Annotated in this window: 11 protein-coding genes; all 11 read left to right on the plus strand. The window is 71.8% G+C overall.

The window, feature by feature from the left end; all coding sequences use genetic code 11:
- Positions 1 to 345: 345 nt before the first annotated feature.
- Positions 346 to 1,758, plus strand: coding sequence for an FtsW/RodA/SpoVE family cell cycle protein (locus C1A38_RS29430; protein ID WP_233197101.1), 1,413 nt, complete (start codon positions 346 to 348; stop codon positions 1,756 to 1,758).
- A complete protein-coding gene (gene murG, locus C1A38_RS29435; RefSeq protein WP_102660946.1) occupies positions 1,758 to 2,864 on the plus strand; it encodes an undecaprenyldiphospho-muramoylpentapeptide beta-N-acetylglucosaminyltransferase in 1,107 nt (368 codons plus the stop codon). Before C1A38_RS29430 ends, murG begins: the two co-directional genes overlap by 1 nt.
- Complete coding sequence (murC, locus tag C1A38_RS29440; RefSeq protein WP_102660947.1) at positions 2,861 to 4,393, plus strand: UDP-N-acetylmuramate--L-alanine ligase; 1,533 nt, start codon at positions 2,861 to 2,863, stop codon at positions 4,391 to 4,393. Before murG ends, murC begins: the two co-directional genes overlap by 4 nt.
- Entirely contained in the window at positions 4,390 to 5,205 is an 816-nt protein-coding gene (locus tag C1A38_RS29445) for a cell division protein FtsQ/DivIB (protein WP_102660948.1), read from the plus strand. The genes murC and C1A38_RS29445 overlap by 4 nt, the downstream gene beginning before the upstream one ends.
- Positions 5,206 to 5,447: 242 nt before the next feature.
- Positions 5,448 to 6,563 (plus strand): cell division protein FtsZ, encoded by a 1,116-nt coding sequence (gene ftsZ / locus C1A38_RS29450; RefSeq protein WP_013735081.1) that lies wholly within the window; start codon positions 5,448 to 5,450, stop codon positions 6,561 to 6,563.
- Between the two features lie 9 nt (positions 6,564 to 6,572).
- Complete coding sequence (locus C1A38_RS29455) at positions 6,573 to 7,319, plus strand: YggS family pyridoxal phosphate-dependent enzyme (RefSeq protein ID WP_102660949.1); 747 nt, start codon at positions 6,573 to 6,575, stop codon at positions 7,317 to 7,319.
- A gap of 195 nt (positions 7,320 to 7,514) precedes the next feature.
- Positions 7,515 to 8,207: a cell division protein SepF gene (locus C1A38_RS29460; protein ID WP_102660950.1), complete on the plus strand. Its 693-nt coding sequence runs from the start codon at positions 7,515 to 7,517 to the stop codon at positions 8,205 to 8,207.
- Positions 8,208 to 8,236: 29 nt separating this feature from the next.
- Positions 8,237 to 8,542, plus strand: a complete 306-nt coding sequence (locus C1A38_RS29465) for a YggT family protein (protein ID WP_102660951.1) — start codon at positions 8,237 to 8,239, stop codon at positions 8,540 to 8,542.
- A 44-nt stretch (positions 8,543 to 8,586) separates the two neighbouring features.
- Positions 8,587 to 9,387: a DivIVA domain-containing protein gene (locus C1A38_RS29470; protein ID WP_102660952.1), complete on the plus strand. Its 801-nt coding sequence runs from the start codon at positions 8,587 to 8,589 to the stop codon at positions 9,385 to 9,387.
- A 68-nt stretch (positions 9,388 to 9,455) separates the two neighbouring features.
- Positions 9,456 to 10,010 carry a hypothetical protein gene (locus tag C1A38_RS29475; RefSeq protein WP_102660953.1) on the plus strand — a complete coding sequence of 185 codons (555 nt, stop codon included), beginning with the start codon at positions 9,456 to 9,458 and terminating at the stop codon, positions 10,008 to 10,010.
- A gap of 9 nt (positions 10,011 to 10,019) precedes the next feature.
- On the plus strand, positions 10,020 to 10,286 hold a 267-nt coding region (locus C1A38_RS29480), incomplete at its 3' end, for a DUF167 domain-containing protein (protein WP_102660954.1).

Here is a 10,286-nt window from a genome sequence, read left to right on the forward strand (position 1 = left end):
GGTGGGGGCGGGGTGCGACACGCCGAGTGGGGGATACCGGGGGTGTCAGGTGGTGGCAGCGGCGATGATGGCGCTGTGGGGGAGGCGCGGGGAGACAGCGGCGGGGCGGACGACGGTCGGCGGCGGCGGACCGGTGGTGTGGCGCCTGGTGCGGGTGCGGCGGCTGGTGCGGCGAAGGCGGGCGCGGTGGCGGAGGCTGGGCGGGTGGCTGAGGCCGAACGGACCGGGGACACGGTACGGGCGGCGGGATCGACCACCAGCGGTGCCGGGCGTACGGCCGGGGCGGGTGCGCCGGGGCCGGTGACGCCCGGTGGGCCGTGGCATGGACTTGACGCCTTGGGCGGCCTGGCCGCGTTGCAGGGCCTGCTGGCCCGGCCGCTGGCCTCGTACCATCTGCTGCTGGCCAGCACGGGGCTGCTGCTGCTGATCGGCCTGACCATGGTCTTCTCGGCCACCAGCGTGCGCGACTACGCGGCGGGCGGCAACGCCTCGGCCTCGCTGGTCAAGCAGGCGATCTTCGCGGTGATCGGCATCGTGGCGTTCTGGGTCTGCCAGCGCCTGCCGGCACGCACCTACCGGGCGTTGGGGCGGCCGGTGCTGGCCATCGCGGTGGGACTGCTGGTGCTGTTGAACCTGCTTGTGGCGTACGGGCGGTTGACCGGCGCTGAGGCGAGGATCGGGCCGCTGGAGGCCGAGCTGCTCGGGCTGTACGTCGGTGGCCTCGGGCTGCAGCCCTCGGAGTTGGCGAAGTTCGCGCTGGTGCTGTGGGGGGCGTACGTGCTGGCCCGCAAGGGCGCGGCGCTGGGCTGGTGGCGGGAGTTGGCCACCCCACTGTTCCCGGTGGTGGGCCTGATGTTCGTCCTGGTCGGCTACAACGACCTGGGCAGCATGCTCTGTCTGATGGCGCTGGTCATCGGCCTGCTCTGGGCGGCCGGGGTGCGACTGCGGGTCTTCGCCACGCTCAGCGCGATCGGCCTGGCCGGCATCGGCCTGCTGGTGGCGGTGGCCTCCCTCGGCGCTGGTTCCGGGGTCCGGGGTGAGGAGAACTACCGACTGCAACGACTGACCATGTTCGTCAGCCCTCCGCCGCTGGAGCAGTGCCGGGAGCAACTCTGCTACCAGATGGTGCAGGCCCGGTACGCCATCGCCAACGGCGGCTGGTTCGGCACCGGGCTGGGGCAGGGGCGCAGCAAGTGGGACTGGCTGCCGGCGGCCGAGAACGACTTCATCTTCGCGGTGATCGCCGAGGAACTCGGCGTGGTCGGCTGCGCCGTGGTGGTCACCTTGTTCGCCGTGCTGGCCTACACCGGCCTGCGGATCGCCCGACGGGTCGACGATCCGTTCCGGCGGCTGGCGGCAGCGGGCGTCACCGCCTGGCTGATCGGGCAGGCCTTCATCAACATCGGCGGCGTGATCGGCCTGCTGCCATTGACCGGCGTACCGCTGCCGTTCATCTCGGTCGGCGGCAGCGCGCTTGTCGTGACCCTCGCGGCGGTCGGCATGCTGGCGTCCTTCGCCCGTGCGGAACCCGATGCGGCCCGAGCCCTGCATGCCCGCCCGCCCGCCCGATGGGTCCGACTAGTGTGGGCTCCGTTGCCGCCGCTTCCCGGCCGGCGTCGCCGTGCGGCGTCGCCGCCGGCTGCCCGAGGATCCGTACCCCGGGCCCGCAAGCGGCGTGCGGACGACCAGGCCGCACCGCGTGGCGCCCGGGACGGCCGGGGTCGCAGTGGGTCGGTGGCGAGCGAGAGGAGACGTTGATGGGTCCGCTGCGTTCGGTGGTGCTCGCGGGCGGTGGCACCGGGGGACACATCTACCCGTTGCTCGCCTTCGCCGACTGCCTACGCCGACACGACCCCGGCGTCCGGATCACCTGTCTCGGCACACCGAAGGGCCTGGAGAATCAGCTGATCCCGCCCGCCGGCTACGACCTGCGCAACATCCCGGCGTACCAGCTCCCTCGGTCGATCAACATGAACCTGGTCCGTACCCCGGGCCGGATGTGGACCGCGGCCCGCGCCGCGGGCAAGGTCATCGACGAGGTACGCGCCGAGGTGGTCGTCGGCTTCGGCGGGTACGTCTCCGTGCCGGCGTACCTGGCCGCCTGGCGGCGGGAGCTGCCGATCGTGATCCACGAGGTGAACGTGCCGCCGGGGGTGGCCAACCGGCTGGGCATGAAGTTCACCAAGAACGTGGCGGTGGGCTTCCCCCACCAGCCCGCCCAGGCCGAGTCGTTGCGGGAGGCGCGGGTGGTCGGTGTGCCGCTGCGGCGCAACATCGCCGGGCTGGACCGGGTGGCCATGCGTGGCGCGGCCCGCGCCCACTTCGGGCTCCGCCCGGATCTGCCGGTGCTCTTCGTCGCGGGCGGCTCGCAGGGCGCGCGGTCGATCAACCTCGCGGTGGCCGGTGCGGCAAAGGAGTTGGCCCGCAACGGCATCCAGGTGTTGCACGTGATGGGAGCCCGCAACGAGCCGGTGCCGATTCCGACCGACCTGCCGGTGCCGTACGTGACCCTGCCGTACCTGTCCGACATGGACGCCGGGTACGCCGCCGCCGACCTGATGCTCGGCCGGGGCGGTGCGATGACCTGCGCGGAGGTGGCGGCCATCGGCCTGCCCACCATCTACGTGCCGTACCCGCACAGCAACCAGGAGCAGAAGCGCAACGCGCTGCCGGTGGTCGAGGCCGGCGGCGGCCTGCTGGTCGACGACAGCGAGCTCACCCCGGACTGGCTGGAGCGTACGGTGATCCCGCTGATCCGCGACCCGCAGCGGCTGCACGCGATGGGCACCGCCGCCGCGGCCTACGGCCGCCGCGATGGCGACGAGGCCCTGCTCAACTTCGTCTACGAGGCGGTGTCCCAATGAAGACGTTCAGTCCGGCGGGTACGTTGACGGCGGAGGATCTGGGTCACATCCACCTGATCGGGGTGGGTGGGGTCGGCATGAGCGGCCTGGCCCGGTTGTTCCTCACCCGGGGGCTGCCGGTCTCCGGCAGCGAACTGCGCGAGTGGCCGTCGCTGGCCGGGCTGCGGGCGCTCGGCGGGACCATCCACATGACGCACGAGCCGGCCAATCTCGACGGTGTCGACACGGTGGTCTACTCCTCGGCCATCCCGGCCGATCACCTGGAGATGGTCGAGGCGCGTCGGCGTGGCCTGCGGGTCCTGCACCGCTCGGAGGCCCTGGCCGCCGCGATGACCGGCCGGCGTACGGTGGCGGTCGCCGGCACGCACGGCAAGACCAGCACCACGTCCATGGTCACCATGGTGTTCCAGCAGGCGGGTGCCGATCCGTCCTTCGTGATCGGTGGCGAGATCTCCGAGGTGGGCTCGGGTGCGCATCACGGCACCGGTGAGTACTTCGTGGTCGAGGCGGACGAGAGCGACAGGTCCTTCCTCATCTACCGGCCGTTCGTCTCGATCGTGACGAACATCGAGGCGGATCACCTGAACACCTACGGCGACCTGGCCAATCTGGAGGCCACCTTCGCCGAGTTCGCCCGGCTCACCGATCCGGACGGCTTCATCATCACCTGCGCCGACGACGCGGGCGGGCGGCGGCTGGCCGCCGCGCTGCGGGCGGAGGGGCGGCGGGTCTACACCTACGGCGAGTCCGCCGACGCCGACCTGCGGCTCAGTGAGATGGCCTCCTCGGCGCGGGGTGTGCGCTACCTGGCCCACATCGACGGCCGCTCGCTCGGTGAGTTCCGGATGCCGGTGCCCGGCCGGCACATGGCCCTCAACAGCGCCTCGGCGGTGCTGGCCGCGTACCTGCTGGAGTTGCCGCTGGAGGCGGCGGAGGCGGCGCTGGCGGCGTTCCCCGGCGTGCGTCGGCGGTTCGAGCGCAAGGGCGTCGCCGACGGTGTCCTCGTCTACGACGAGTACGCCTACCATCCGACCTCGATGACCCTGGCGCTGCAGACGCTGCGCGAGGTGGCCGGCGAGGGGCGGCTGCTCGTCGTTTTCCAGCCCTACCGGCTCTACCGGACCCGCGACCTGCAGTCGGAGATCGCCGAGGCGTTGGCGATCGCCGACGAACTGGTGTTGCTGGAGGTCTTCGGCCCGGGTGAGCAGCGCGGCCCGGGGGAGGGGTCGGCGGCGCTGATCGAGGCGGTGGCGTTGCCGGCGGAGCGGAAGGTCTTCGTCGATTCCTGGGACGCCGCGCCGGCGGAGGTGGCCCGTCGGGCCCGCCCCGGCGACGTCGTGGTGACCATGGGTGCCCCGCCGATCTCGCTGATGGGTGACGAGTTGCTTGCCGCGTTGACGGCGCGTACCGCCGATCCGCAGCAGGCGGCCGGCACGGTGGCCGGTGGGTTGGCCGGCGGATCGACGAGCATCGGCGGGACCGTTCCCGACACCGCCGCGCGCAACAGTGCGGCGCCTGTGGCGGAATGAGTCCCGGTCCGGCTCGCGGGCGCGGTACCGGCGTCGACGGCGGCGGCGGGTGGCGTCCGGCCCGCCAGTGGCAGTTGGTGCGCGCCGGCCGGGACGCGGTGCCCGCCTCCACCCGACGGTTCATGGCGCGGGCCCGGCGTCGCCGGATGCGGGCGGCGCTGCCGTGGGCGGTGGTCGGCGGTGTGCTCGCCGTGGCCGCCCTGGTGGCGTGGGTGCTGCTGGGCACCGGTTTGTTCGGCGTACGCGAGGTGCGGGTGGAGGGCGCCGAGCTGGTGAGCGCCGTGCAGGTACGCAACGCCGCCGGGGTGCTCGACGGTGCCCCGCTGGCCCGGGTGGATCTGGCCGAGCTGGCCGATCGGATCGGCACCCTGCCGCCGGTGGAGCGGGTGACGGTGCACCGCGACTGGCCGGACGCGCTGGTGGTGCGGCTCACCGAACGTACTCCGGTGGCGGTGGTGCCACGCGGGGAGCAGTTCGTGGTGGTCGACGCCGCCGGGGTGGCGTTCCGCACGGTGTCGGAGCGCCCGGCGGGTCTTCCGATGATCCGGCTGGCCGAGCCGGGACCGGACGATCCGGCGACGGACGCCGGTCTGGAGGTGCTCGGCGCGCTCACCCCCGAGTTGCGCGAACAGCTGGTCGAGATCACCGTCGAGGGTCTGGCCCGGATCAGCGTACGGCTGCGGGGCGATCTGACGGTTTTCTGGGGAGATGCGACCCGGGGTACGGACAAGGCCCGCGTCGCCACCGCCCTGCTCGATCAGGACGCCACCCGCATCGACGTCAGCGCGCCGGACGTGGTCACCTTCCGGTGAGCCGTTGATCAGGTTGTGACGCTTGGCGCTCCCTCCGGCGACACGCCGGTAAGGTCCTTGGCTCATCGCTCGGCTGCGCCTACGTTGCCCGAAAGAGGATCAGTGGTTGACATAACTGTAACCCTCTAGTAGAGGGTGAGGGTTTACCCCCTCGACCTCGCTGGTGACAGTCGCGTCGACCATGGGTCTGGCCGCGCCGTAACCGGTCGGGGAGTAGCCAATCTCGAAGGGAAGGACCGGAGATGACACCTCCGCACAACTACCTGGCGGTCATCAAGGTCGTCGGCATCGGGGGCGGCGGCGTCAACGCCGTCAACCGGATGATCGAGGTTGGGCTCAAGGGCGTCGAGTTCATCGCGATCAACACTGACGCGCAGGCGTTGCTGATGAGCGACGCCGACGTCAAGCTCGATGTCGGCCGTGAACTGACCCGGGGGTTGGGCGCGGGCGCCAACCCGGACGTCGGCAAGAACGCCGCCGAGGACCACCGCGACGAGATCGAGGAGGTGCTCAAGGGCGCCGACATGGTCTTCGTGACCTGCGGCGAGGGTGGCGGCACCGGCACCGGCGGCGCGCCCGTGGTGGCAAACATCGCCCGTAAGTTGGGCGCGCTGACCATCGGCGTGGTGACCCGTCCGTTCTCCTTCGAGGGCAAGCGGCGGCAGGTGCAGGCCGAGGCGGGCATCGACGAGCTGCGCAACCAGTGCGACACGTTGATCGTCATCCCGAACGACCGGCTGCTGGCGCTCGGGGACCGCAACATCAGCATGATGGACGCGTTCCGCACCGCCGACCAGGTGCTCCTCTCCGGTGTCCAGGGCATCACCGACCTGATCACCACCCCGGGTCTGATCAACCTGGACTTCGCCGACGTCAAGAGCGTGATGAGCGGCGCGGGCAGCGCGCTGATGGGCATCGGCAGCGCCCGCGGGGAGAACCGGGCCGTCGAGGCGGCCGAGGCGGCCATCTCCAGCCCGCTGCTGGAGCAGAGCATGGACGGTGCCCGTGGGGTGCTGCTCTCCATCGCCGGTGGATCCGACCTGGGCCTGTTCGAGATCAACGACGCGGCGCAGCTGGTCACGGACGCGGCGCACCCGGACGCCAACATCATCTTCGGTGCGGTCATCGACGACGCGCTCGGCGACGAGGTGCGGGTGACCGTGATCGCGGCGGGCTTCGACGGTGGCACGCCCGCCTACAAGGCGGCCGAGCCGGCCCGCAAGACCAACCAGAACCAGCCCGCGCAGCCGAGCACGCCGGTCGTGCCGTCGCCGGCCACCCCCGTGACGCCGCAGTCGCCACGCCGGGTGCTCTTCGACGACGTCGACGTGCCCGACTTCCTGAAGAACGGCTCCTGAGTACCGACCATGACCGACAGCGCCTCTCTGGTGCGTCCCGACCGGCGTGCCGAACTGGCCGCCGGGCTGGCGCGCGTACGGACCCGGATCGCCGACGCCTGTGCCGCGGTCGGCCGGGACCGGACCGAGGTGACCATGATCGCGGTCACCAAGACCTACCCGGCGGCCGACGTGATCGCGTTGGCCGGGCTCGGCGTGACCGACGTCGGGGAGAACCGCGACCAGGAGGCGGCGCCGAAGGCCGAGCAGGTCGCCCTGGCCGGGGTCGCCCCGCGCTGGCACTTCATCGGCCGGTTGCAACGCAACAAGGTCAAGTCGGTGGTCCGGTACGCCGATGTGGTCCAGTCCGTCGACAGCGTCCGGTTGGCGTCCGCTCTGGACGCGGCCACGACCGGCCGTCGAGACCGGCCGCTTGAGGTGTTCGTGCAGGTCAGCATCGACGGCGACCCGAGCCGGGGCGGGTCGGTGGCGGACTGCGCCGACCCGGACATCGGGCTGGGGCCGGTCACCGCCGCGGTGGCCGCCTCGGCGGGACTGCGGCTGGCCGGGCTGATGGCGGTGGCACCGCTGGGTTGGGAGCCGGAGCGGGCCTTCGCGCGCCTGGCCACCATCGCCGAGACGGTGCGCGCCGAGCATCCACAGGCCGTCGGGCTGTCGGCCGGGATGAGCGGTGATCTGGAGGCGGCGATCGGCCACGGCGCGACACATGTCCGCGTCGGCAGCGCGTTGCTCGGAATGCGTCCCACGCTGCGGTAGCCTGGCCGCGAGGGAAGCAAATTACATCAGTGTTGTTTGTGGGAGCGGCCTTACCGGCGACCGGGGGGCGTGACGTGCAACGCGAATTGTGCGTCAGGGGATTGCCGTTCCGGTCCGGTGGGCAGGAGTGGTCCACTCGCGACAGGCGACACGTACGGGGGCGTGTGCCGCACGGCGGACGGGAAGGGCGCGGGGATGGGTGCACTGCGCAAGGCGGGGGTCTGGCTCGGACTTGTCGAAGAGGACGACGAGCGGGCCTATGACGACGGTGGCTACGACAAGGGTGGCTACCGCGAGTCGCGCTACCGGCAGAGCCGGTATGCCGAGGAATTCGCCGACGAGGTGGACGACGAGGTGGACGAGCCGCCCGCGCCTCGTCCGCGCATCGGCGACCGGGGGCGGCTCGGCGAGCGCTCCGGCGGCCGGCTGAGCGAGTCCGAGCGACTGGACTCCGAGCGCCCGGAGCGGGTCGAGCGGTCCAGCGTGCGCTCGATCACCCGGTCGACGGGGGAGCAGTCCGGCGCGCTGACGTACCACACCCGGGACAACCTGGCGTTGGCGCCGCAGGCGCAGCCCCGCGAGCGGGCCGTGGTCCAGGAGGAGGAGCAGCGTTACCAGATCACCACGCTGCACCCCACCACCTACCGGGAGGCCCGCACCATCGGCGAGCACTTCCGGGACGGCGTTCCCGTGATCATCAACCTCACCGAGATGGATGAGGCGGATGCCCGCCGTCTGGTTGACTTCGCCGCCGGGCTGGCGTTCGGGCTGCGCGGTACGATCGAGCGCGTGACCAACCGGGTGTTCCTGCTCTCGCCGGCCAATGTCCAGGTCACCGCGGAGGACAAGGCCAAGATTGCCGAGGGCGGGTTCTTCAGCCTGAGTTGACCCGCCCGACCCGAGGGACGTCGCCTGCCGTGTTGTCGATCTTGCTACAGGTGCTCTACCTGATCACCTATATCTTCCTGATCATTCTCCTTGCCCGGTTCGTCCTGAGCGCGGTCCTGCAGTACGGGCGGCGCTGGCAGCCTGGTCGCGGAGCATCGGCCGGACTGGAATCCGTGTGGAGCGTCACTGATCCCCCGCTCTGGGCGTTGAGGCGTGTGATCCCTCCGCTGCGAATTGGTACCGTGAGCATCGACCTGGCCTCCCTTGTGCTCCTGGTTATCCTGTTCGTGCTGATGAGGTTTGTGTTAGAGCCGGCGATCTTCAGGACCGCCTGATGACCGACGCGCTATCGCGGCCGCAACTGACCCGAGGAGTTTCGATGCCGCTGACCCCGGCCGACGTCCACAACGTCGCCTTCAAGAAGCCGCCGATCGGTAAGCGGGGCTACGACGAGGAGGAGGTCGACGCCTTCCTGGACGAGGTCGAGCGCGAACTCGCCCGTCTGATCGAGGAGAACAACGAACTGCGCGCCCAGGTGGAGCGCGGGGGACGGGGCGGTGCCCCCGCCGGTCCCGGCGGTGACGCCCGCCTGGCGGCCGAGCTCAACGACGTCAAGGCCCAGCTCGACCGGGTGCAGCGCGACAAGGCCGCCGCCGAGCAGGCCGCCCGCGCGATGCAGGCCGAGCTGGAGCAGGTGCGCGCCGCGACCGGTGGCGCCGTGCCGGGCGGTGACGGCGAGCAGCAGGCGCTGCGGGTGCTGATGATGGCCCAGCGGACCGCCGACGACCACGTCTCCGACGCTCGTCGTGAGGCCGACCAGCTGCTCTCCGAGGCCCGTTCCAAGGCCGAGGAGGTCACCCGCGAGGCCCGCGCCAAGGCCGACGCGCTGGAGCGCGACGCCCGGCAGCGGCACCAGGAAGCCATGGGTGGCCTCGACGCCAAGCGCACCGCGCTGCAGAAGCACATCGAGGAGCTCAAGCAGTTCGAGCGCGAGTACCGTACCCGTCTCAAGGCCTACCTGGAGAGCCAGCTGCGCGACCTCGACGGTCGTGGCCAGGGCCTGGAGGTGGAGATGACCCGTGGGGAAGGCACCCGCGCGGCCGGCAACGGGCTGGCCGCCGCAGGTCTCGCCGGCTCCTACGGCGGGGGCCGTTCCGGGGCACTCGAGGCCGGTCGCTGAACCGGGCGGCGGCCGTCACGGCGGTCGCTTGCCCTGCCTCATCGTCTACGACGCGACGGGGGTGAGCCGTGATCGTCATAAGTCTCGCGCTCATCCTCGTCGCGGTGGCGCTGCTGGTGCTCGGCCTGGCCGGCGGATCCAGCCTGTTGCTGGTCGTCTCGATAGGTGCCAGCCTGCTGGCTGCGGTGGCGTTGGTCGCCGGCGCCCGCCAGGCGGCTGCCGCCCGGTCCACGACCCAGCGGGATCCGGCCGGTGGCCCGTCGGTCACCATTCCGGCGCAGCATGTCCCACCGACCACGAACGCCGGCGCATCCGGGTGGCGGCAACCACCCGGCTCGCCGGCGGGCGCGGCGCCGGGGACCAACGCCGGCACGGCGGAGGCGTACGACGACGAGCCCGCCGCGCAGGAGGTCACCCCGGAGCAGGCCGTCCTGGTGTCCCGGCTGTCCGACGAGGTCCGGGTGGTCGACGGTCGGCCCCGCTATCACCTGGACGAGTGTGCGCATCTGGTCGGGCGGGACCACGAGCCGCTGCCGGTTGCCGAGGCGGTCGAGTTGGGCTTCACCCCGTGCGCGAACTGCGCGCCCGACACCACTCTGTTGTCGCAGTCCGGACGGCGCTGACCTGATCCGATGGCCGACGACACGTTCACTGTCGCCGTCCGGGTGAAGCCGGGGGCGTCCCGTGCCCGGGTGGGTGGCCGGTACGACGGCCCGTACGGCCCAGCCCTGGTCATCGCGGTCAACGCCCCTGCCGTCGACGGCCGGGCCACCGAGGCGGCCCGCCGCGCCCTGGCCGAGGCACTGGGCGTCCGCCCCGCCACGGTCTCCCTCCGCACCGGCGCAGCCAGCCGCGACAAACTCTTCCAGATCACCCCAGCCCCCCCAACCCTCGCCACC

It is taken from the genome of Verrucosispora sp. ts21 (assembly GCF_002879555.1).
Lineage (GTDB): Bacteria > Actinomycetota > Actinomycetes > Mycobacteriales > Micromonosporaceae > Micromonospora > Micromonospora gifhornensis.

Bases quoted from the DNA above. Each gene is read 5' to 3' on its own strand.
- C1A38_RS29445 (WP_102660948.1), top strand. From the start codon at position 4,390: ATGAGTCCCGGTCCGGCTCGCGGGCGCGGTACCGGCGTCGACGGCGGC.
- murC (WP_102660947.1), top strand. From the start codon at position 2,861: ATGAAGACGTTCAGTCCGGCGGGTACGTTGACGGCGGAGGATCTGGGT.
- C1A38_RS29470 (WP_102660952.1), top strand. From the start codon at position 8,587: ATGCCGCTGACCCCGGCCGACGTCCACAACGTCGCCTTCAAGAAGCCG.
- C1A38_RS29460 (WP_102660950.1), top strand. From the start codon at position 7,515: ATGGGTGCACTGCGCAAGGCGGGGGTCTGGCTCGGACTTGTCGAAGAG.
- ftsZ (WP_013735081.1), top strand. From the start codon at position 5,448: ATGACACCTCCGCACAACTACCTGGCGGTCATCAAGGTCGTCGGCATC.
- C1A38_RS29455 (WP_102660949.1), top strand. From the start codon at position 6,573: ATGACCGACAGCGCCTCTCTGGTGCGTCCCGACCGGCGTGCCGAACTG.
- murG (WP_102660946.1), top strand. From the start codon at position 1,758: ATGGGTCCGCTGCGTTCGGTGGTGCTCGCGGGCGGTGGCACCGGGGGA.